The sequence below is a fragment of the Novosphingobium sp. genome, assembly GCF_965228995.1.
GTDB lineage: Bacteria > Pseudomonadota > Alphaproteobacteria > Sphingomonadales > Sphingomonadaceae > Novosphingobium.
The window spans coordinates 1,848,222-1,869,378 of record NZ_OZ245852.1 but is presented as its reverse complement, the minus strand read 5'-3'; the positions used below and the strand labels follow the sequence as shown (position 1 = coordinate 1,869,378).

Here is a 21,157-nt window from a genome sequence, read left to right as displayed (position 1 = left end):
CTTTCTCCGCTATTGCAGGAGAAGGAAGCGCGCCGGGCGGGGAATGTTCCCGACCGATCGCGCCATGCCGGCCGTGAGGAGCCAGCCTGCCGCCTGGGTTCAGTCGTCGTCTCCGCCCGGCCCGAACATGCCATCCTCGTCGTCGTCATTCCGCTCGCCGCGATAGGCATCCATGTCGATGTGCCCGGATCGCACCATGTCGTGCATATGGTCGACAAGGTCCTGAACATCGTCTTCGGCGCCCTGTGACGGCGTCTTGTCGCTATCTTCAAGTGCGAAATCGGCGGCATCATGGCCACCTGAAGCTGCCGCCAGTGTCTGGCTTTGCGCGTCCTCGTCTTCCTGCGACAAGTTCACGGTTTCGGGCGGAAGCGGACCACTGCCGGTTGAGATCATCCGCGGTTCGATGGGCTCGTCCCGTTCAGGATGATCATCCGGATCAGGCAGGGGCACTTCTGACGGTTCCGGGGTCGGATCGGGAATCGTGGCCATTGGACATTCTCCACCCGGCGCGTGGTCGGATTGCCGGTCGGCTATATAACCGCCGAACAATCCGCCAGTTCCCCCGGCGCAGCATTTACGTCCGATTGCGTCCGGATCGCGCCGGTGCGCGGAACAACCGCCGTGCTGTGCGGTTGATTCACCGGAAGGTGATCCTGCCTTCGCGCATATGGGAGTTATAGCATGGGTTCGACATCAGATCGCATCGCCGGCGCGGCCAATTCGGTGGTCGGCAAGACCAGGGAAGCCATCGGCAAGGAAACCGGTGACGCCTCGCTCGCTGCCAAGGGCGCCGCGCAGGACGTCAAGGGCAAGGTGCAGACGGCGATTGGCAAGACCAAGGCCGCACTCGGCGAGTAAGACCTGACGCGCGCCGGGATGACGGCCCCGCCCGAAGTGGGTGGGCCCCGCTCCCGGCGCGCACCATGAATTGTCCCTCACCCGCTTCAAGCACACAACGAAAAAGGGCTGGATCGCTCCAGCCCTTTCCCATTCCGGATTCTGGGGGGGTTAGAATCCGGCGTTCGGTCCGTAGGTGATTTCCACCCGGCGGTTCTGCAGTTCGCGCACGCCCGGTGCTGTCGGCACGCGGGGATTGGCCATGCCAAAGGCCTTGGTCGCGATCTGCCCGGCAGGCACGCCATGCGCGGTCAGATAGGCCTGAACCGAGCTGTTGCGGCGGGCCGAGAGATCCAGATTGTACCGGGCCGTACCCGATAGATCGGTATAGCCATCGAGCTGGATCGGCACATTCGCGCAGTTGCCGTAGGCAGTCACCGCGTTGTCGAGGATCGCCGCAGCCTCGGTCGAGACATCCGCACGGTTCCAATCGAAGAACACGATATAGGGGCCCTTGTTGCACACCGGCGCAGGCGGCGGCGGCGGAGGTGGGGGCGGCGGAGGCGGCGGAGGAGGCGGCGGCGGAGGCGGAGGCGGCGCCTGTTCGGGCTGCGGTTCCTCTGCGCGGCCGAAGTTGAACGTGAGCGTCGCCAGCAGCGAATGCGAGCGCAGCGAAGCGCGCGCGTTCTGGCTGTCCATCGTCACGAACTTGCCCTCGTCGGGCCGGAAGTAGCGATAGCGCACACCAAGATCGACATTGCGGCTCAGCGGCACAGTCAGCCCGGCGAGCGCCTGCCAGGCAAAGCCGGAGGACGTGTCGCGCACATCATCGCCATAGGCCGTGAATTCATGGAGACGGGTCCGCGCATAGCCGGCACCGCCGCCGACATAGGCCTTGATCCCGCCCCAATGACCGAGCCCGATCAGCGCGTTACCCATCGCCGCCCAGGTCGAGGTATCGCCGCCGAGCGTGCCGGCATCGCGGGTGAGAACCGTTGGCACGCCGACAACATCGCGGGTCTGCGATTTCAGCTTGGATTTGGCGTAGAAGCCTTCGGCCTCAAGCCGGAAGTGGCCGAAATCGTAGCCGAGGGCACCGCCCGCTTCCCAGCCGGTATTGAACCGGTCGGTATGAAGGGGGCCTGCGTCGGTGCGGACGTTCGAACGCTCCTGTTTGACCGCGCCACCTTCGATGGTGACATATGGTCCGGACTCATCAGCCCAGGCCGTCCCTGCCATTGCAGTGGACGCAAGAGCAGCAGCTAAGAGCAGTTTTCTCATAAGGTTTTCCTCGTTCCGGCGCGTTTCACGCGTGCAAGAAAGTGGCAAACTCGCGATTTGTTGCATGGGCCACTTGCTGCAGGCCTGTTTTGTGAACCCGCTGGCCGATCGTTGCCGAACTGCAACATACGTCCACGCGCGCGAACTGCTCGCGGATGATGTGGGCTAGCCGCGCTCCAACTGCCGCCATGCTTGATCGACGGGGAGATCATTGCCCGCGATGCGGAGGGCAACCCGGATTTTTCCGCGCTGCAAGCCGTGCTCAAACGTGGTCATGGTTCGCAGGACGAGCGCGATGCATTTGAATTCCACGCCTTTGATCTCCTCGTGGACGACGATGTGGACCTTGGCGAACATCCCTTGATCGAGCGCAAGGAGCGGTTGGCGAACCTGCTGGAAGCGGCGCAGTCACCGATCTTCGTTGCCGATCACATCATTGGCGCGGGTGAGACGCTGTTTCGAGCCATGTGTTCAGCAGGGCAGGAAGGCGTTGTCTCGAAGCGGATTGATGCGCCGTATCGCGGCGCCCGCACACGCAACTGGGTCAAAGTGAAATGCATCCTGCGCCAGGAGTTCGTTATCGTCGGCTTCACCGCCTCGCGCGCCCGCGGCCGCCCCTTTGCCTCGCTCCTTCTCGCCCAGCATGACGGCGACAGCCTCGTCTATCGCGGCCGCGTCGGCACCGGCTTTGACAGTGACCTGCTGGACGATCTGGCTCGCCGACTGGCCGATCTCGAAACGGCAGAGCCCCCACTTGAGGTGGCTGCTGCGGATCAGCGTCATGTCCGCTGGGTCAAGCCCTGGCTCGTCGCCGAAATCGCCTATGCTGAGCTCACCTCCGAAGGGCGTGTTCGCCATGCCAGCTTCATCGGCCTGCGCACTGACAAACCACCACAAGAGGTCCAGCTTGAAATGCCTGCTCCCTCCCCCGCGTCTGAACCGGCCATCGCGATCACGCACGGCGAGCGGGTGATCTTTCCCGACAGCGGCGTCACCAAACAGGACCTTGCCGACTACGTAGCGGCGATTGCGCCGCTGATGTTGCCCTTTGTCGCTGGCCGCCCCCTCAGTCTCGTCCGCTGCCCAGGCGGACGTGACAAAGCGTGCTTCTTCCAGAAGCATGACAGCGGCTCGTTCGGGCCGGAGGTCCGCCACATCAGCATCGCCGAAAAGGACGGAGGGCATGAAGACTACCTCTTTGTCGACAATGTTGCCGGCCTCCTCGCCTGCATCCAGATGGGCACGATCGAATTCCACGCCTGGCAATGCCAGGCCAGCGCGGTGGAGCGCCCGGACCGGCTGATCTTCGACCTCGATCCGGCCGAAGGAATCGATTTTGCGCAATGTGCGGCTGCCGCCATCACCATCCGCAACGAACTTGCCGAACTGGGCCTGCAGAGCTTCGCGCTGCTTTCGGGCGGCAAGGGCGTTCACGTGACCGTTCCGCTTACACCGGGCCATGACTGGCCGACCCACGCCGATTTCGCAAAGCGCTTCGCAACAGCACTTGCCGCAGCCCAGCCCGACCGCTTCGTCGCGACCATGTCCAAGGCGAAACGCAAGGGCCGTATCTTCATAGATTGGCTGCGCAACCAACGCGGCGCTACCGCGATCGTGCCCTATTCCGCCCGCGCGCGCCCGGGCGCACCTGTCGCGGTCCCGGCAAGCTGGGATGAACTTCACACCATCGAGACGGCCCACCCCTTCTCCATCAGCGACAGCAAGCGACTGTTGAAGCGTGCCGCCGCTTTGAAAGGCTGGGGCCACGCCCGCCAGCGGCTGCCTGAAAGCTAAGGCGGGCAACTCGCTGCTTCGGACGAGATATTCCATTAACGCAGATTGGTCTGCCGGACGAAATGCGGCTCCATATCCCGGTCCGTACGTTTCACCCGGATCGCGTATCGCGCGCAACCTGAAGGAGCGTCCCCATGCCGCCAAAGACCGATGCAAAATCCCGGGCCACAAAGCCGGCTTCGAAGACTGCGCGCAAGAGCGCGCGCGCCGACGCCAAGCCCGTCGATGCCATCAAGCTGCTGAAAGACGATCACAAGGAAGTGAAAGGCTATTTCAAGCAGTATGAAGGCCTTGAAGCTGACGAGGAAAAGCAGGCGCTCGCCGACAAGATCTGCCTTGCGCTTACCGTTCATGCGCAGATCGAGGAGGAGATTTTCTACCCGGCAGTACGAGAGGCGATCGACGATGACGATTTGCTGGACGAAGCCGAGGTCGAACATGCCAGCGCAAAACAGCTGATCGCCGAGATCAAGTCGATGCAAGCGGGCGACCGCCTGTTCGACGCCAAGGTGACCGTGCTGGGAGAGTATATCGCCCATCACGTCGAAGAAGAAGAAGGCGAGATGTTCCCCGAAAGTCGCGACAGCAAGATCGACCTCAAGGACTTGGGCGAAATGCTGGCGGCCCGCAAGGCGGAGCTCATGGCACAGGCCGTGACGTGCTCCCCTGAAATGTGACCGCTTTTTGGTAGAGTCTGGCGCAAGGAGTCGGACGATATGAAGCGAAGCAGGTTCAACGAAGAGCAGATCATAGCGATCTTGAAGGAGCAGGAGGGCGGATTGCCGACGGCGGAGGTTTGCCGCCGCCACGGGATCAGCTCGGCGACGTTCTACAAGTGGAAGTCGAAGTTCGGCGGGCTGGAGGTGTCCGAGGCCCGGCGGTTGCGAACGCTCGAGGAGGAGAACTCCCGGCTGAAGAAGCTCTTGGCCGAGGCGATGCTCGACAATGCCGTGTTGAAGGATCTGGCATCAAAAAAATGGTAACGCCCGGCGCCAAGCGGGAAGCCGTCGCCCATGCCCGGGAGCATCACGGGGTGAGCGAGCGTCGGGCGTGTGCATTGGTTGGCGTGAGCCGCAGGGTGATCCGTTACGAGCCGACACGGCCGGATGACGGCACGCTGCGGCAACGGTTGCGCGAGCTGGCGGCGGAGCGTCGCCGGTTCGGCTATCGCCGCCTGGGCTATCTGCTGGCGCGGGAGGGCATCGCACCCAATCACAAGAAGCTGCTGCGCATCTACCGGGAGGAAGGGCTGCGCGTGCGCCGTCGTGGCGGGCGCAAGCGCGCTCTGGGCACACGCAGGCCAATGGTGTTGCCCGATGGCCCGAACCAGCGCTGGTCGCTCGACTTCGTCTCTGACAGCCTGATCTGCGGTCGGCGCTTCCGCATCCTGTGCGTGGTCGATGACTACACACGCGAGTGCCTGGCGCTGGTGGCCGATACATCACTGTCGGGTGCACGGGTGGCCCGGGAACTGACCGGCCTGATGGGCATCCGGGGGAAGCCGCATACGGTGGTCAGCGACAATGGCACCGAGCTGACCTCGTCGGCCATCCTGCGCTGGTCGCAGGAGCGCCGGGTCGAGTGGCACTACATCGCGCCGGGCAAGCCGATGCAGAACGGCTTCGTCGAGAGCTTCAACGGGCGCCTGCGCGACGAATGTCTCAACGAGACGCTGTTTACCTCGCTAGCTCATGCCCGGTTCGTGCTCGCTGCCTGGCGGCACGATTACAATACGGTCAGGCCACACTCCAAACTGGGCGGGAAGACCCCCGCCGAGATCGCCGGCCAACGTGTCTGGGGGCATGCCCCCAGACACGTTGCCATCCCCTCAAACACCCATCATGAAGGAGCGAGACTCTACCTCTGACTGGTAACAATCAGGGGAGCACGTCACCGCCCAAGCGATCGTCAGGCCTTTGCGCAGGCCGGGCGAATGGCAGCCGTGTGGAGCGGCAAGGCTTCGTCGTTGTTCCGGGTCGAAATGTCACCCAAAGCCGCCCGCGCCGCGATCGGCGCCTATGCCGCCTCGGCCAGCCTGCAGGCCGCCGCGGCCATCGAGTCAGTGGGCAACAGGCCTGTGACGTTTCATGCGCTTTCGCTGGATGCCGAAGGGAAGCCCCTACCGATCATCCATTCCGACGAAGGGTTTGTCCTGCTCTTCGGCAATCCCGATGCTACGCAACTAGACCAATACCTCGGTGCGATCCTGCGACCGTTCCCCGCAGGACTGCTCACTCCGGCCGGTATGGTCGTAGCCAATCCTGTTTTCGCATCGCCTGCGCTGTGGGCCAAATTCGGGCCCGGCGCCTATCATGGCGCAGTGATCTGGTCTTGGCAGCAAGCGCTGCTTGCAGCGGGGCTGGAACGGCAATTGGGGCGGACGGATCTCCCAGTCGGGACACGCGCCCGTCTGCTCGGCGGGCGAGCTGCGCTTTGGCGCGTGATTTCAACGACGCGGTCGCTACGAAACTCCGAGCTTTGGACCTGGCGCGCGAAGCGCGGACAACTCAGGCCCAGCGCTTTTGGCGCGAACTCACACGATGCCGACGAATCGAATGCCGCCCAACTTTGGAGCACCGTTTACCTTGCTGTGCGGCCGGGCAGGTCTGCACGATAGATGTGCGGTGCCTTTTCGGTCGTCCAGATTGGTGCGATGATCAACGTCCGTGTCGCACATCGCTACAACGCGCGTGTTGGCACAGATCTGTCAGAGCCAGCAGGGGTAGCGCTCCTTTCCGACCCGACGCTCCTCGAAAATGCCCCCACACCAAATCCGGCTCCACGGTGAATTTCTGGGGCTCATGAGGACGCAAATCATCCCCATCCTTCAGCTGCTCTGCCAATTCTTGGAAAAATTCCAACCTTCACGGAAACATCCGGAAGGAGAAAATGGTAGCGGAGGAGGGACTCGAACCCCCGACACGCGGATTATGATTCCGCTGCTCTAACCGGCTGAGCTACTCCGCCCCGATCGGGGATTGCGCAGGTGGGGCAAGGCCCGATCCCCTGTGCAGGCGGGCCTATTAGGCGGGGAGGCTTATGCGGTCAACAGGGGAATCGGACTTGCCCCACAGCGTTTCATCGGTGAGGACGCCCGCGGAATGCCCAGCGGCCAATGGTTTCCCACGGTCCGCCCATATAGCGATGTAGCGCAAGGCCGGCGAAGGTGAAGCGCTCGGGCAGGATGGCGGGGCCGAGCGCAGCCTGCAGGGCCTTCGCATCGGCGCGCACGACCTTGTTCTGCACCGTGACATGGAGGCGCGGCGTGCCTTCATCCTGCTGGGTGAGCATGCCGTGGAAGTGCGCCGCGATCATCGCACGCGTTTCCAGCAGCGCGGGGCTTTCAATGGCGATAGCGGTGCCCGTGCCGAGATCCATCAGGCCGGTGATCTGCGCCGGCAGCGGAGGGTATTCGGCCGCCAGCGCGGCGAGCAGTCGGCGCGCCTCATCCTCGATGAAGGGCGGCAATGCGCGCAGCAGGGTAACGTGGGCCGGAACCTGATTCCGTTCTGGCGGATAATGGGCGCGGCGCAGGGCCTCGGCGCGGCTTTGGAGGGCGGGAGGAAGCTCGGCCGTTACCACCAGCGGCGCCCGCATGGCCGCCTAGATCTCCCCGCGCGCGCGGCGGATCGCGAACCAGCGCGCGACGTTGGCGTTATGCTCCTGCAAGGTCGCGGCGAAGACATGGCCGCCCTTGCCATCCGCCACCATGTAGAGCGCATTGGTCTTGGCCGGATGCAGGACCGCCTCGATCGAGGCCTTGCCCGGATTGGTGATCGGCGCCTTGGGTAACCCGACCATTGTGTAGGTGTTGTAGGCATTGACCGCCTGGATTTCGGACTGGCGAATGCGCCGGCCCAGCGGCTTGCCGCGAGTGATCGGGTAAATGATCGTGGGATCGGCCTGCAGCATCATCCCCTGCCGCAAGCGGTTGGAATAGAGCCCTGCCACCATCCGCCGCTCAGCAGGCTTGCCGGTTTCCTTCTCGACGATCGAGGCGAGAATAACCGCTTCCTCGGGGCTGTGCGCAACCGTATCGGGCGCCCGGTCAGCCCAGAGCTTGGCCAGGGTGCGCGCCATGGCCTGCTGCATACGGGTTACCACCGCCGTGCGGCTCTCAGCACGCTGAAAAGCGTAAGTATCGGGCAGCACCGATCCTTCGGCGATCGTGGGCACGGCACCGGTCAACAAGGTCACCTTGGCAAGGCGTTCCTCGACCATGATTGCGGGCATGCCTTCGGGGATCGTGACCATGCGGCGCACTTCGCCGCCCTCGCCCTGCAGGATGGCCAGAACGGCCGAGCCGCTGGCATGCGCAGGGATGGTGTATTCGCCGGCCTTGAGCGGCTTACTGCCGCCCAGCAGGCGCGCACGGGTGCGGAAAGTGCCTGCCGAGGCGACGATGCCTTCAGCCTCGAGCTTCTGCGCCACGCTGGCGAGCGTCGCGCCCTCGGGCACGGAGAAGGTTGCCTCCTTCACCAGGGGGCCGCTGCCATACCAGCCGTAAAGGAAGTGGACGCCATAGGCGCCCACCACCAGCAGCACGGCAAGTGCAATGATCCTCAGGCGGCCTGCTGCCTTTGGCATCGAACGCCGCCTCCCCTGTCTCCGGCTCAGATCGCCTTCACGATCACGCTGGCGTTGGTGCCGCCAAACCCGAACGAATTGTTGAGTGCAGCGCGAACCACGCGCTTCTTCGCGACCTTGGGCACGAGATCGACACCTTCGCAGCCTTCGTCCGGATTATCCAGATTGAGCGTGGGCGGCACGATCTGATCGCGGATCGCCAGCACGCAGAAGATCGTCTCGACCGCACCGGCCCCGCCAAGGAGGTGGCCGATGGCGGACTTGGTGCTGCTCATCGAGGCGCCGGTGAGATCGGGGCCAAGCACGCGTTTGATCGCGGCAAGCTCGATCGTATCGGCCATGGTCGAAGTGCCGTGGGCGTTGATGTAGTCGATATCGCCCGGGACCATGGCAGCCTTGCGCAGCGCCATCCGCATGGAAAGCTCGGCGCCCTTGCCTTCAGGATGCGGCGCAGTGACGTGATAGGCATCGCCCGAGAGGCCGTAGCCAACGACTTCGGCGTAGATCTTCGCGCCGCGCGCCTTGGCGTGCTCGTATTCCTCGAGCACGACGACACCCGCGCCTTCGCCCATAACGAAGCCGTCGCGGTCCTTGTCATAGGGACGGCTCGCCTGTTCGGGGCGATCATTGTAGCTGCAGTTGAGCGCGCGCGCCTGGGCAAAGCCGGCAACGCCGAGCGGGTTGATCGTGCTTTCCGAGCCGCCCGCGAGCATCACGTCGGCATCGCCGTCCTTGATCATGCGCGCGGCATCGCCGATCGAATGCGCACCGGTCGAGCAAGCGGTGACGACCGCGTGGTTGGGGCCCATCAGGCCATACTTGATCGAGACCTGGCCCGAGATCAGATTGATCAGGCGGCCGTGCACGAAGTGCGGGCTCACGCGGCCCGGGCCCTTTTCGTGCAGCACGATCGATTCGCTTTCGATGCCCGGCAGGCCGCCGATGCCCGAACCGATGGAGCAGCCGGTGCGCATCTTGAGGTCGTCGTCCATATCGACGAGGCCGGCATCTTCGAGAGCCTGGCCCGCGGCATCGATGCCGTAGACGATGAACGGATCGACCTGGCGCTGGACCTTGAAATCGACGCGCTTGTTCGGGTCGAAGCCATAAGGGTGGTCAGCCGGCTTGACTTCGCAGGCGATCAGGCACTTCTGGCCCGTGGTATCAAAGCGGGTGATCCGCCCTGCGCCCGATTTCCCGGCGATAAGATTGGCCCAGACGGTTTCGACATCGGCTCCCAGCGGGGTGACGAGGCCAAGTCCGGTGATGACGACACGGCGCATTTCAGTCTCCGAAACGTTCGCCCGCAACCGGCGAACGGACCTTGAAGCACAACAGGCCCAGACCCCTTACGGGACCGAGCCTGTCGAAGCCCCGGCGGTTCAACACCGGGGGACGACCGCCGTTCCCGTCAAACCCCGCAAAGCAGGGCAGGACGGAAAGGTGCCGACGGGTTGGCAATCCGAAAGGATCAGCCCTTGTTGTCGTCGATGTACTTGATCGCGTCAGACACGGTGGCGATCTTCTCGGCCGCGTCATCGGGGATCTCGACACCGAATTCTTCTTCGAACGCCATGACCAGCTCGACGATATCGAGGCTGTCGGCACCGAGATCGTCGATGAAGCTCGCGTCTTCGGTGACCTTGTCGGCCTCTACCCCGAGGTGCTCGACAACGATCTTCTTCACGCGGTCGGCAGTATCGCTCATTCTTTTGCCCCTTCAAGGAACTGGGTTGGTATACTCAAATCTGGCCATCGCCCTAATGTCCGGATTGCTGGCTGGCAAGTGGCCCGATGCAATCGAACGCTGTGGACGAATTGTGCGTGATGCGTGACGAACGGTGAAAGCTGCGGCGAGAGGGGCGGCCGAACCTGAGGTTTGCGCGCCCATCCTACCAATTCGCTCACCCCTTGGAGGGTTCCACCGTCCGCAGATGCAATTCGCGCAGCTGTTGAAGGCTCGCCGGTGAAGGCGCGCCCATCAGCAGATCCTCGGCGCGCTGGTTCATCGGGAACAGCGTGATCTCGCGCAGGTTCTGCGCGCCGCAGACCAGCATGACGATGCGGTCCACACCCGCCGCCATGCCGCCGTGTGGCGGCGCGCCGTACTGGAACGCGCGGTAGAGCCCGCCAAAACGCTCCTCGACGTCTGCCTTGGAAAGGCCGACGAGTTCGAACGCCTTGACCATCAGTTCAGGCGACTGGTTACGGATCGAGCCCGAAGCGATTTCATAGCCGTTGCAGACGAGATCGTACTGGAACGCCTTGATCGTGAGGGGATCCTGACCCTCCAGAGCAGCCATCCCGCCCTGCGGCATCGAGAACGGGTTGTGCGCAAACTCGACCTTCTTGGCGTCTTCATCCCACTCGTAGAACGGGAAATCGACGATCCAGCACAGCTCGAAGCGGTCCTTGTCGATAAGGCCGAGCTGTTCGGCGACGCGCGTGCGGGCGGCACCTGCCAGCTTGGCCGCCTGCTCGGGCTTGCCAGCGGCGAAGAACAGGCCATCATCCGGGCCCAGGCCAAGCGCCGCGTAAAGCGCTTCCATGCCCTCGGCGCCGTGATTCTTGGCGATCGGGCCGCCGAACTCGCCGCCCTTCCGCGTCACGTAGCCGAGGCCGGCGTGGCCTTCGCTGCGCGCCCACTCGTTCATGTCGTCGAAGAACTTGCGGCTCTTGTCGGCCGTGCCCGGCGCGGGAATCGCCCGCACGGTGCCGCCGCCCGCGACGATCTTCTCGAACAGGCCGAAGCCCGAGGTGGTGAAATGGCTGGCGACGTCGGTGATGATCAGCGGATTGCGCAGGTCCGGCTTGTCCGAGCCGTACTTCAGCATGGCATCGTCATAGGCGATGCGCGGGAAGCTGCCCGAAGGCGTGACGGGCTTGCCGTTCGCGAAGGTCTCGAACACGCCGCCGATGACCGGCTCCATCGTTTCCCAGACTTCTTCCTGGGTCACGAAGCTCATCTCGAGGTCGAGCTGGTAGAATTCGCCCGGCAGGCGGTCGGCCCGCGGATCCTCGTCGCGGAAGCAGGGGGCGATCTGGAAGTAGCGGTCGAAGCCCGCCACCATCAGCAGCTGCTTGTACTGCTGCGGCGCCTGCGGCAGCGCATAGAACTTGCCCGCGTGGATGCGGCTGGGCACGAGGAAATCGCGCGCGCCTTCGGGGCTGGAAGCGGTGAGGATCGGGGTCGAATACTCGGTAAAACCAGCGTCTTCCATGCGATTCCGCATGTCGCGGATCACCTTGGTCCGCGTCATGATATTGGCGTGGAGCGTTTCGCGGCGCAGATCGAGGAAGCGGTAGCGCAGGCGGATATCCTCGGGATACTCCTGCTCGCCGGCCACCGGCATGGGCAGCTCTTCCGCCGCCGAAAGCACCGTGGCGGCGCGGGCATAGACTTCGATCTCACCCGTCGCGAGCGCGGCGTTCACCGTGCCGGCGCTGCGGGCCTTGACCTCGCCCTCGATCGTCACGACGCTTTCGACGCGCAGGCTTTCCAGTACGGCGAGCGCCGCGCTGTCGCTGTCCGCCACGATCTGGGTGATGCCGTAGTGATCGCGCAAGTCGACAAACAGCACGCCGCCGTGGTCACGCTTGCGGTGGACCCAGCCCGAAAGGCGCACGTTCTGCCCGACATGCGCCTGTGCCAGCGCGCCGCAGGTGTGGGAACGATAAGGGTGCATCGAGGAACTTCCAATTGGGCTGGCCAATCGGCCAGCATTCGGGCAGGGAATGGCTGCGGCCAAGAGGCGATGGCCGCTCATTTGTCAAGCCGCAGGCCCCGGACGGGGCCACCACCAGCTCCGGACCGGGCCATGCATGGACCGTATGAAGCGCATACAGAAAAGCACGATGAAGATACACCCGCTGATCACCACGACTCCGGCCCTTGCCGATCTGTGCGAGCGCCTGTCGAAAGCCGATTTCATCACGGTCGATACCGAGTTCATGCGCGAGAACACCTATTGGCCGGAATTGTGCCTGGTGCAGATCGCCGATGACAAGGAAGCCGCCGCGATCGACCCACTCGCGCCCGGCCTTGATCTTGCCCCGCTGCTCGAACTGTTGGTCGACAACGAGGACGTGCTCAAGGTGTTTCACGCCGGTGGGCAGGACGTGGAAATCATCTACAACCTGACCGGGCGCACCCCGCACCCGATCTTCGATACCCAGATCGCGATGATGGCGATCAGCCAGTCCGAACAGATCGGCTATTCGAATCTGGTTGAAAGCTGGCTCGGCTTCACGGTCGACAAGGGCGCTCGCTTTACCGACTGGTCGCGCCGCCCGCTGACCGAGCGGCAGATCGAATATGCCATCGGCGACGTTACGCATCTTTCGAAGATCTTCCCGCGCATGCTCAAGCGGCTGATCAAGACCGGGCGCGGCGAATGGCTCGATGCCGAGATGGAAAAGCTCGCCGATCCAGAGAATTACCGCTCCGATCCTCAGGCCGTCTGGCAGAAGATCCGCGCGCCCAGCCGGAACCCGGCGGTGCTCGGCCGGCTCAAGGCGATTGCCGCCTGGCGCGAGACCGAGGCGATGGACAAGAACATCCCCCGCGGGCGGATCATGCGCGATGAAACGCTGGCCGATATCGCCAGCCACCCGCCGCGCGAACAGCATGAGCTGGCCAAGGTCCGCGGGCTTTCCGCCGGTTGGAAGGACAACGATATCGGCCGCCGCCTGATGCAGGCCATCGCCGATGCCAAGCCGATGAGCGATGCCGAACTGCCGCCGCGCGCACCGCGCGGCGCGCCGCTGGGCAAGGAAGGCGCGCTGGTTGCAGACTTGCTCAAGCTGCTGCTCAAGATCCGCAGCCGGGAGATTGATATCGCGGCACGTTTGCTGGCGCGCAGCGACGATCTCGAAGCGCTGGCTGCCGGGCAGCGCAAGGGCCTGCCGATCCTCGAAGGCTGGCGCTTCGATCAATTCGGCCGCGATGCGCTGGAACTGGTCGAAGGCAAACTCGCCTTCGCAGTGGTGAAGGGCAAGCTCAAGATGGCGCATATCGATGCCATTGCCGGCGGCAATGACGATGACGCCGAGCCGGAGGCTGACGAGGACGCCATCCTGCTGACCACCGACAGTGATCAGGACGACGGAGGCGACGGGCGTAACTGGGACGACGTTCAGGCCCCCGAGTCCGGGGCCGACTGAGAGCGCCGCGCGGCATGACCACCTACCTGCCCACCCTCAAGCAGTTGCAGTACCTCGTCGCGCTTCACGAGCACGGCCACTTCGGCCGCGCGGCGGAGGCCTGCTTCGTCTCGCAGTCGACGCTTTCGGCGGGCCTGCGCGAACTGGAAACGCTACTTGGCGTGACGCTTGTCGAGCGCACACGGCGCGTGGTGCGCTTCACCTCGCTCGGCGATCAGGTGGTGGCAAAGGCGCACCGCCTGCTGCGCGAGGGTGAGGAGCTCTCCGCCCTCGTTCAGGCACACGGCGCGCCGCTTGTCGGCGAACTGCGCATGAGCGTGATCCCGACCATCGCCCCGTTCCTCCTGCCGCGCATCCTGCCGCGCCTGCGCCGCGAGCGGCCTTTGCTCAAACTGTTCCTGCGCGAAGAGCCGAGCGCGGCTGCGGTCGAATCGCTGCATCATGGCCGGGCTGACTGCGTGTTGCTCGCCCTCCCCTTCGCGACCGGCGAGGTCGAGGCGGCGCACTTGTTCCACGACCGCCTGCTCGTCGCTTTCCCCAAGGACGACCCGCGCGATCCCCCGGAAAGCATCGCGCCTGCGCTGATCGACGAGGCGCGCCTGCTGCTGCTGGAAGACGGGCACTGTCTCAAGGACCACGTGCTCGCCGCCTGCAACCGACCCGAACTGCGCGCGAGCGCGAGCGTGATCGGCACGAGCCTGCATACGCTCGTGCAGATGGTCGACAATGGCCTCGGCCTTACCATGCTGCCCGAAATGGCGGTCAAGGCGGGTATCCTACAAGGCACCCAGATCGTCGCTCGCCCGCTCGAATCCGAACACGCCAGCCGCGAGATTGCGCTGGTGTGGCGCAAGAACTCGCCGCGCGCCGAGGAATTCCGCCTGCTGGCGAGCGAACTCGCAGCGGGTTGATAACTGTTGATAAGAGAGATATCCTCGACGTCTCTTTTATCAGCGAGGCAGACATGATCAGCGCCGATCTCGGAAGCAAGCTTGAGGAATTCGTATCCTCGCTCGTCGCAAACGGCCGCTACAACTCCAAAAGCGAAGTCCTGCGGGAAGGGGTGCGGCTGATTCAGGACCGCGAGGCGCGGCTTGCAGCGTTTGATGCAGCGATCATGGAAGGCGTGCGAGAGGCCGATGCGGGTCTCGGCGCGCCGGCAGAGGACGTTCTCAAGCAGCTGAAAGACAAATATCGGTCAATGATGTGACCATATTGCCGGTGATCATTGCGCCGCGCGCGCAGTCCGATCTAGCAGACATCGGTGATTTTATTGCCGCCGAAAATCCAGCCCGGGCAGAAACCTTTGTCGAGGAGTTGATCGGGCGCTGCCTCTCCCTGTCCGAACAGCCCGAACGGTTCCCGCTTGTGGAGCGACTTGCTGGCGCCGGTGTCCGCAAGATGGCTCACGGCAGCTACCTGATCTTCTATCGGGTCTATCCGAACCGCGTGACCGTCGCGCGCATCCCCCACGGCGCCACCGACTACGAAGCGAGGTTCCTCGCCCCATGAATCTCCCGCCCTACGTCTCGCTCGCCATCGCGATCGTTGCCGAAGTCATCGCCACCACTGCACTCAAGCAATCGGCCGGCTTCACCCGGTTACTGCCGCTGGCCATCAGCATGGCCGGATACACGATCGCGCTGTTTTTCCTTTCGCTGACGCTGGAGCGCATCCCAACGGGTGTCGCCTATGCGATCTGGTCTGGTGTCGGCATTGTGCTGATCACGGCGCTGGCGTGGTTCGTCCACGGCCAGCGGCTCGATACGCCCGCCCTTGCGGGGATCGGCCTGATCATGGCCGGGGTGCTGGTGCTCAATCTGTTTTCAAAGTCCGGGGCAGCCTGAACGTCGTCAGTCCATGTGCTTGAGGCCGACGCGCAGGTAATCCCAGCCGGTGATCACCGTCAGCGCTGCGGCGGCCCACAAGGTGATCAGGCCCACGGTGTGCGGCACGTTCGCCGTGATGGTCCCGAGCGGCATCGTCCAGTCCGGTGCACCCTCCCCCAGAATCAGCGCGCCCAGCGCAATGAACTGGAAGGTCGTCTTCCACTTGGCGAGCCTTGAGACAGGCACCGAAACCTGAATACCGCCAAGAAACTCGCGCAGGCCCGAAACCGCGATCTCGCGGATCAGGATGATGAGGCCTGCGATCACGTGCAGATCGCCCACAAAGGGCCCCGTCAGCACGCCTTGCGCGGTGAGCACGAGGATCACCGCCGCGACCATGATCTTGTCCGCAATCGGATCGAGGAAGATCCCGAGCTTGGAAACCGTGCCCTGCGCGCGGGCGAGGTAGCCATCGAAGTAATCGGTCACCCCCATCAGGGCGTAGACCGCAAAGCCGATTGCATAGCCAACGTGCCACTCTGGCCACCACAGCAGGCCTGCCAGCAGCGGCACGGTGACAATGCGGGACAGCGTTAGCAGATTGGGAAGTGTTAGCATCGTATCTCCACCATAGGCATGATGGCGACGCGAAGAAACCGCAAGTTGGTCCGAACATGCCCCTTGTTCGCCCCGTGCAGGGCGCTATGGGATGAACGCGAGATGCGAAAGCTGGCAAAACCCGAATGACAACGCCCTAATGACGACAATTGCGCTGCTCATCCGGAAACGCCGCTTTCTGCCGCTTTTTGCCACGCAGTTGCTCGGCGCGTTCAACGATAATCTCTACAAGAACGCGATGATCCTCTATGTGGTATACACTGTATACCACTCGGAAGCGGCGGAAGCGCGCTTCTCCGCGATTGCCTCCGCGGTGTTCATCCTGCCGTTCTTCCTGCTTTCAGCGCTTTCTGGCCAGCTGGCTGACATGCGCGACAAGGCGCGGATCATCCGCATCGTGAAGGCGGCCGAAATCGGCATCATGGTGGTCGGCGCCGCCGGATTGTTCCTCGCCTGGCGGGGCATGGCCGTGCAAGTGGTAGCCATTCCGCTGATGCTGACCGCGCTGCTTGCCATGGGCGTGCATTCCACGTTCTTCGGCCCGATCAAGTATGCGATCCTGCCGCAGCATCTCCATCAGGATGAAGTTCTGGCTGGCACCGGTCTCGTGGAAGCCGGGACCTATATCTCGATTCTTGCAGGCACAATCTTTGCCGGCTGGATCCCGGTCGAATGGGCGGCGCTCATCTGCATCGGCACTGCCGCCATCGGCTTCTTCACAGCGCAGTTCGTGCCCTCCGCGCCGCCGCAGATGGAGCCCGTGCCGCTCGATTTCAACGTGTTCCGCTCCTCGATCACGCTGGTGCGGATGACAACGCGGCACCCGCGCGTGTTCCTTGCCATTGCGGCGATCAGCTTCTTCTGGACCATCGGCGCGGTGCTGTTCATCCAGTTCCCGCCGCTCGCCAAGAACGTCCTTTCGGCGAGCAAGGAAGTGGCGAGCCTGTTCCTCGTGGTGTTCTCGATCGGTGTCGCCATCGGCTCGGTTTCGATCAATCAGTTGCTCAAGGGCACCGTCTCGGCGCGTTTCGGCCCGGCCTCGGTGATCGTGATGGGCCTGTTCATCGTGGCCTTCCACGTAGTGTGCAAGATGTGGCAGCACGCGGTCGGCTCCACTCTGCTCAGCGTCCCGCAGTTCGTGATGGAGCCACTTGCAGTGCCGCTGCTGCTGACGCTGCTGGGCATTGCCATTTCAGGCGGAATGTTCGTGGTTCCGCTCTACGCCTTCCTGACGACCGTGGTCGACAAGGCGGAAACTGCGCGCACGATCGCGGCGAACAACATCGTCAATGCGGGCGCCATGGTTGTGGGATCGCTGATTGCAGTGAGCCTCAGCGCCGCCGGCGTTCCGCTAGCCGATCAGCTGCTGCTGGGCGCTGCCATGTGCCTTGTCGCCGCCTGGCTGGCCCGGGTGCTCCACCGGGCCGAAAAGGCCCATGTGGGCGAGATCGAACACACCTTCGAGTAAGCGCAGGCTTCAGAAGATGAAGACTGAAACCGCCAGGAAGCAGGCACAGTAGGCCAGCAGAAAGTCCATCACATCCTGCCGCGTGATCCGCCTCGGATCGACTGGCGGCGAACGTAGCCCTTCGGGTAGCTGCAGTGCTTTCATCGCCGCTTCCACCTCAGGCTCGAACATCGGCAGCGGGCGCAGCACATGCGCCGGCAATGTGCGGCGAAAGGGGTGGCCGGCAAGTTCGGGATTGGGGGCGCGCCGTTTCAGCATGGCTCCTGTGGTAACGCTTTGTTTACCACGCGGGGAGGCTGCGAATCGGCCTTGTCCGCAGTCAAAGCGGGACTGTTCCGATCCGGCACATCCGGCTTTGAGCCCCGATCAGATCGTCCCGCCCGCCATCTCCATGACGATATCCCATTCAGACGCGCGCACCGCCGAAACCGAGAGGCGCGAAAGCCGCAGCAATTCCATCTCCGCCAGCGCGGGGTTGGCCTTGATCGCCGCGAGCGTGACCGGCGCCTTGAGCTTGGCAACCGGTTTCACTTTCACCGCCGCCCACTTGCCTTCAGGGTCGGTCGGATCACTCAGGCCCGCAACACTGATCCGAGCGATTCCAACGATTTCCTTGCCGATATTGGAATGATAGAAGAAGGCAAGATCGCCCACCGCCATGGTGCGCAGGTTGCGCGCGGCGAGGTGATTGCGCACGCCGTCCCAGGTCCCCTCGCCCTCTGCCAACAGATCATCCCAGCCATAGACGTCGGGTTCCGACTTCATCAGCCAAGCCTGTGCGGTCGCCTTGATTTTGCTCATGCATGCCTTCCGGGATCGGGATATGGGAGGCTCATAATCGCTGATGGAAGCCGCGCAAGCCATGAACCTCGATACCCTTCCCGTGCTCTCGCTGGCCGCCCCTTCGGGCAGGCTGGCCGAGGATCTTGGCAACAGCTTCCAGCGCTTCGGCTTCGCGCTGGTCTCGGACCATGGGCTCGATCCGGCGCTGGTGGCGCGCGGGTGGGAACTGACCGCAGCATTCTTTGCGCAGGATGAAGCGGCCAAGCGGCGCTGGCACATCGCAGGTGGCGGCGGACAGCGCGGCTATACCCCGTTCCGCACGGAAATCGCCAAAGGCGCGGCGCACCACGATCTCAAGGAATTCTGGCACGTCGGGCGCGAGCTATCCGCCGGCGATCCCCTCGCGGCGACGATGCCGCCCAATGTCTGGCCCGATGCTCCGGAAGGTTTCCGCGAGACTTTCACCGCCCTCTTCGCCGAGTTTGACCGCATCGGCGCGCAGATTCTCTCGCACATCGCGGTGTGGCTGGAGCTTGCGCCGGACTGGTTCGATCCCGCCATCGCAGGCGGCAATTCGATTCTGCGCCTGCTGCACTACCCGCCGATCCCGGGGGAAACCGGCGGCGCGATCCGCGCCGGTGCGCATGAGGACATCAACCTCATCACGCTCCTGCTGGGGGCCGAGGAAGCCGGGCTTGAGCTGCTCACCCGCGAAGGCCGCTGGATCCCCGCTTCACCCCCGCCGGGCGCGCTGGTGGTCAATATCGGCGATATGCTGCAGCGCCTGACCAACCACGTCCTGCCCTCGACCACGCACCGCGTGCGCAATCCCGATGGCGCGCGCGCCGCGCACAGCCGCTACTCGATGCCGTTCTTCCTGCATCTGCGCAGCGATTTTTCGATCCGCACCCTGCCCGGCTGCGTGAGCGGCGAAAACCCGGACCGCTATCCCGTGCCAATCAGCGCAGACGAGTACCTGCACGAGCGGCTGCGCGAAATCGGGCTGAAAGTTTAGACGCCGACTTTCACTACCTCGAGCGCGCCGTCCTTCCCGGCGAAATCGAACTCGTCGCCCGCCTCGGCGCCTAGCAGGGCGCGGCTCAGGGGTGCGGTGAAGGAGAGCAGGCCAGCCGCCGGATCTGCTTCGTCATCGCCGACAAGCGTCACGGTGCGCTCCTTGCCGTTGAGGCGGTAGCTCACAGTGGACCCGAATGCCACGACCCCGCCCTCAGGCGGCGGCATGACCTGTGCGGTGGCCTGCCGGGTGCGCCAGTAGCGCAAGTCCCGCTTCACGCGCTTGATCTCGGCCTCATCTGACAAACCAGCCAGTTCCGCCTCCAGCGCCTCGACGCGCGCGGCGATCAGCACAAGGCCGCGTTCGGTGACGAGGTTGGGCCCGGACGGGATCGGTAGCTCGAACTTGGGTTCGAGATGTTCGTCATCGCTTTCGCGGCGGAATGCGACGCTCATGCTTCCTCCACTTCCTCCACCGTCCATTCGGCGAGATCGGGCGCGCTGCCGATCAAGGCAAGGCCGTGCGCAATGGACGTCAATTCATCGCCGCTGGCAATGCGCGTTTCGCCGAAGCGCTTCTCGAACAGCTGGCGGACGGCCGGGATGAGCGAGGAACCGCCGGTGAGGAAGACGTGGTCGATCTGGCCCGGCGCAAGCCCAGCCCGCGCGAGCACGCGGTCCACCCCGCCTTCAAGCTCGGCAAGGTCCGGCGCGATCCAGCGCTCGAAATCGGCACGGCGGACCTCTGCCCTCACCGCAAGCCCCTCCCCCTCGAAGGCGAACACCGCCTCGGTCTGGCTGGACAGATCACGCTTCACCGCGCCGACCGCTTCGTAGAGGCCGTAGCCCAGTTCATTCTCCACCACCGCGATCATCCGGCTGATGGCCGCCGGATCGCTGGCCGAAAGCCGCAGCTTGCCCAGCTGATCAAGCGTACGCCGATTGCGCATCAGCGCCAGCCGCGACCAATCGCTGAAATCGGCGAAGTGGCCGGGCGGAATTTCGAGCACCTTGTCGAACGAGCGGTAGGTGCCCCCCTTGCCGAGCAACGGCAGGACGAGCTGGTCCATGATGCGAAAGTCGAACCGGTCGCCCGCGATGCCCACACCAGCCGAGGCGAGCGGCACGCAGCGGCGCGGGGCATCGGGCGCCTCGACGCGGACGATCGAGAAGTCGCTCGTACCGCCGCCGAAATCGGCCACCAGCAGCGTCGCCGGATCACTCAGCCGCGAGGCAAAGCCATAGGCCGCGCCGAGCGGTTCATAGACATAGTGGACCTCGCGGGCGAGCCGGGCGAACATCCCTGCATAGCGCGTGCGAGCGAGCGCCGGATCGGGCCGCGAACCGACGTAGCGGACGGGCCGGCCCACCACGATCCGCTCGGGCAAGTCGCGCAAGGCCTCGCCGGCATGCGCGATCAGATGATCGAGAAAGGTGCGGCCCATATCCTCGAACGCGAGCCGCTTGGTGAAAACCGGTGCATGTTCGAAGGTGGCGCTGGCCGCGACCGACTTGAACGACTGAATGAACCGCGAACCTTGCGGATCGGCAAGGAATTCGGCGATGGCCCATGGCCCCGCCTCGTGCCCCAGCCCGCCGCGCAGGGCATCGTCCTGCCAGAAGCACAGCGCCGAACGGAACACCGCGCTGGCCCCGGCGGGCGCAGCAAAATCGGCAAGGCGCACGGCGCCATCGCCTGCGCTGCGCGCCACGACCGAGTTGGTCGTGCCGAAGTCGATGCCGATTGCGGGCACAGGGGGAACGGGCGCAGACATGGGTA

At 64.2% G+C, this 21,157-nt stretch carries 23 protein-coding genes, 1 tRNA gene and 1 pseudogene; 12 read left to right on the top strand and 13 right to left on the bottom strand.

Annotated elements, in window-relative coordinates; translation table 11 throughout:
• Positions 1 to 99 precede the first annotated feature (99 nt).
• Entirely contained in the window at positions 100 to 492 is a 393-nt protein-coding gene (locus ACO056_RS08840) for a hypothetical protein (RefSeq protein ID WP_421854796.1), read from the bottom strand.
• A gap of 192 nt (positions 493 to 684) precedes the next feature.
• On the opposite strand from ACO056_RS08840, the gene ACO056_RS08835 reads away from it, so the two are divergent.
• A complete protein-coding gene (locus tag ACO056_RS08835; RefSeq protein WP_421854793.1) occupies positions 685 to 861 on the top strand; it encodes a CsbD family protein in 177 nt (58 codons plus the stop codon).
• 150 nt (positions 862 to 1,011) lie between these two features.
• Here the strand turns inward: ACO056_RS08835 and ACO056_RS08830 are convergent, their stop codons facing one another.
• Positions 1,012 to 2,121: an OmpA family protein gene (locus ACO056_RS08830; protein WP_421854790.1), complete on the bottom strand. Its 1,110-nt coding sequence runs from the start codon at positions 2,119 to 2,121 to the stop codon at positions 1,012 to 1,014.
• Positions 2,122 to 2,286: 165 nt separating this feature from the next.
• On the opposite strand from ACO056_RS08830, the pseudogene ligD reads away from it, so the two are divergent.
• From ligD to ACO056_RS08810, 4 genes and pseudogenes are all read left to right on the top strand, one after another.
• A pseudogene (ligD, locus tag ACO056_RS08825) lies at positions 2,287 to 3,915 on the top strand (DNA ligase D); the annotation flags it as partial.
• Between the two features lie 134 nt (positions 3,916 to 4,049).
• Positions 4,050 to 4,592, top strand: coding sequence for a hemerythrin domain-containing protein (locus ACO056_RS08820; RefSeq protein ID WP_421854787.1), 543 nt, complete (start codon positions 4,050 to 4,052; stop codon positions 4,590 to 4,592).
• A gap of 39 nt (positions 4,593 to 4,631) precedes the next feature.
• Positions 4,632 to 5,782 (top strand): IS3 family transposase gene (locus ACO056_RS08815; protein WP_421846432.1). Its coding sequence is split into 2 segments (ribosomal slippage): positions 4,632 to 4,884 and positions 4,884 to 5,782, totalling 1,152 coding nucleotides; the frame shifts between segments, so codons are not numbered across the junction.
• Positions 5,783 to 5,848: 66 nt separating this feature from the next.
• On the top strand, positions 5,849 to 6,532 hold the full coding sequence (locus ACO056_RS08810) for a hypothetical protein (RefSeq protein ID WP_421854784.1): 684 nt from the start codon (positions 5,849 to 5,851) through the stop codon (positions 6,530 to 6,532).
• A gap of 273 nt (positions 6,533 to 6,805) precedes the next feature.
• Here the strand turns inward: ACO056_RS08810 and ACO056_RS08805 are convergent.
• From ACO056_RS08805 to aspS, 6 genes are all read right to left on the bottom strand, one after another.
• Positions 6,806 to 6,882 (bottom strand) — tRNA-Met (locus tag ACO056_RS08805).
• A 111-nt stretch (positions 6,883 to 6,993) separates the two neighbouring features.
• A complete protein-coding gene (locus ACO056_RS08800; protein ID WP_421854781.1) occupies positions 6,994 to 7,512 on the bottom strand; it encodes a 2'-5' RNA ligase family protein in 519 nt (172 codons plus the stop codon).
• A gap of 6 nt (positions 7,513 to 7,518) precedes the next feature.
• A complete protein-coding gene (gene mltG, locus ACO056_RS08795) occupies positions 7,519 to 8,502 on the bottom strand; it encodes an endolytic transglycosylase MltG (RefSeq protein WP_421854778.1) in 984 nt (327 codons plus the stop codon).
• Between the two features lie 26 nt (positions 8,503 to 8,528).
• Entirely contained in the window at positions 8,529 to 9,785 is a 1,257-nt protein-coding gene (gene fabF / locus ACO056_RS08790; protein WP_421854775.1) for a beta-ketoacyl-ACP synthase II, read from the bottom strand.
• A 188-nt stretch (positions 9,786 to 9,973) separates the two neighbouring features.
• On the bottom strand, positions 9,974 to 10,210 hold the full coding sequence (locus tag ACO056_RS08785) for an acyl carrier protein (RefSeq protein WP_054121351.1): 237 nt from the start codon (positions 10,208 to 10,210) through the stop codon (positions 9,974 to 9,976).
• 196 nt (positions 10,211 to 10,406) lie between these two features.
• Positions 10,407 to 12,188, bottom strand: coding sequence for an aspartate--tRNA ligase (aspS, locus tag ACO056_RS08780; RefSeq protein ID WP_421854772.1), 1,782 nt, complete (start codon positions 12,186 to 12,188; stop codon positions 10,407 to 10,409).
• A gap of 169 nt (positions 12,189 to 12,357) precedes the next feature.
• On the opposite strand from aspS, the gene rnd reads away from it, so the two are divergent.
• The 5 genes from rnd to ACO056_RS08755 are packed head-to-tail and all read left to right on the top strand — an operon-like array spanning position 12,358 to position 15,512.
• Positions 12,358 to 13,665 carry a ribonuclease D gene (gene rnd / locus ACO056_RS08775; RefSeq protein WP_421854769.1) on the top strand — a complete coding sequence of 436 codons (1,308 nt, stop codon included), beginning with the start codon at positions 12,358 to 12,360 and terminating at the stop codon, positions 13,663 to 13,665.
• 14 nt (positions 13,666 to 13,679) lie between these two features.
• Positions 13,680 to 14,576: a hydrogen peroxide-inducible genes activator gene (locus tag ACO056_RS08770; protein ID WP_421854765.1), complete on the top strand. Its 897-nt coding sequence runs from the start codon at positions 13,680 to 13,682 to the stop codon at positions 14,574 to 14,576.
• 53 nt (positions 14,577 to 14,629) lie between these two features.
• On the top strand, positions 14,630 to 14,875 hold the full coding sequence (locus ACO056_RS08765) for a type II toxin-antitoxin system ParD family antitoxin (protein ID WP_421854762.1): 246 nt from the start codon (positions 14,630 to 14,632) through the stop codon (positions 14,873 to 14,875).
• An 11-nt stretch (positions 14,876 to 14,886) separates the two neighbouring features.
• On the top strand, positions 14,887 to 15,177 hold the full coding sequence (locus tag ACO056_RS08760) for a type II toxin-antitoxin system RelE/ParE family toxin (RefSeq protein ID WP_421855409.1): 291 nt from the start codon (positions 14,887 to 14,889) through the stop codon (positions 15,175 to 15,177).
• On the top strand, positions 15,174 to 15,512 hold the full coding sequence (locus tag ACO056_RS08755) for an SMR family transporter (RefSeq protein WP_421854759.1): 339 nt from the start codon (positions 15,174 to 15,176) through the stop codon (positions 15,510 to 15,512). The genes ACO056_RS08760 and ACO056_RS08755 overlap by 4 nt, the downstream gene beginning before the upstream one ends.
• 6 nt (positions 15,513 to 15,518) lie before the next feature.
• Here the strand turns inward: ACO056_RS08755 and pgsA are convergent, their stop codons facing one another.
• Positions 15,519 to 16,112 carry a CDP-diacylglycerol--glycerol-3-phosphate 3-phosphatidyltransferase gene (gene pgsA / locus ACO056_RS08750; RefSeq protein ID WP_421854756.1) on the bottom strand — a complete coding sequence of 198 codons (594 nt, stop codon included), beginning with the start codon at positions 16,110 to 16,112 and terminating at the stop codon, positions 15,519 to 15,521.
• A 139-nt stretch (positions 16,113 to 16,251) separates the two neighbouring features.
• Between pgsA and ACO056_RS08745 the strand changes: the two genes are divergently transcribed.
• Positions 16,252 to 17,580, top strand: a complete 1,329-nt coding sequence (locus tag ACO056_RS08745) for an MFS transporter (RefSeq protein ID WP_421854753.1) — start codon at positions 16,252 to 16,254, stop codon at positions 17,578 to 17,580.
• A 9-nt stretch (positions 17,581 to 17,589) separates the two neighbouring features.
• Here the strand turns inward: ACO056_RS08745 and ACO056_RS08740 are convergent, their stop codons facing one another.
• Together ACO056_RS08740 and ACO056_RS08735 are read right to left on the bottom strand one after the other, a co-directional pair.
• A complete protein-coding gene (locus ACO056_RS08740) occupies positions 17,590 to 17,838 on the bottom strand; it encodes a hypothetical protein (protein ID WP_421854751.1) in 249 nt (82 codons plus the stop codon).
• A 108-nt stretch (positions 17,839 to 17,946) separates the two neighbouring features.
• Positions 17,947 to 18,381, bottom strand: a complete 435-nt coding sequence (locus tag ACO056_RS08735; RefSeq protein WP_421854748.1) for an EVE domain-containing protein — start codon at positions 18,379 to 18,381, stop codon at positions 17,947 to 17,949.
• 61 nt (positions 18,382 to 18,442) lie between these two features.
• Between ACO056_RS08735 and ACO056_RS08730 the strand changes: the two genes are divergently transcribed.
• Positions 18,443 to 19,378: an isopenicillin N synthase family dioxygenase gene (locus ACO056_RS08730; RefSeq protein ID WP_421854745.1), complete on the top strand. Its 936-nt coding sequence runs from the start codon at positions 18,443 to 18,445 to the stop codon at positions 19,376 to 19,378.
• Here the strand turns inward: ACO056_RS08730 and ACO056_RS08725 are convergent.
• Together ACO056_RS08725 and ACO056_RS08720 are read right to left on the bottom strand one after the other, a co-directional pair.
• Positions 19,375 to 19,833 (bottom strand): GreA/GreB family elongation factor, encoded by a 459-nt coding sequence (locus tag ACO056_RS08725; protein ID WP_421854742.1) that lies wholly within the window; start codon positions 19,831 to 19,833, stop codon positions 19,375 to 19,377. The two genes, ACO056_RS08730 and ACO056_RS08725, sit on opposite strands and share 4 nt — an antisense overlap.
• Entirely contained in the window at positions 19,830 to 21,152 is a 1,323-nt protein-coding gene (locus ACO056_RS08720; RefSeq protein WP_421854739.1) for an Hsp70 family protein, read from the bottom strand. Before ACO056_RS08720 ends, ACO056_RS08725 begins: the two co-directional genes overlap by 4 nt.
• Between the last annotated feature and the right edge of the window lie 5 nt (positions 21,153 to 21,157).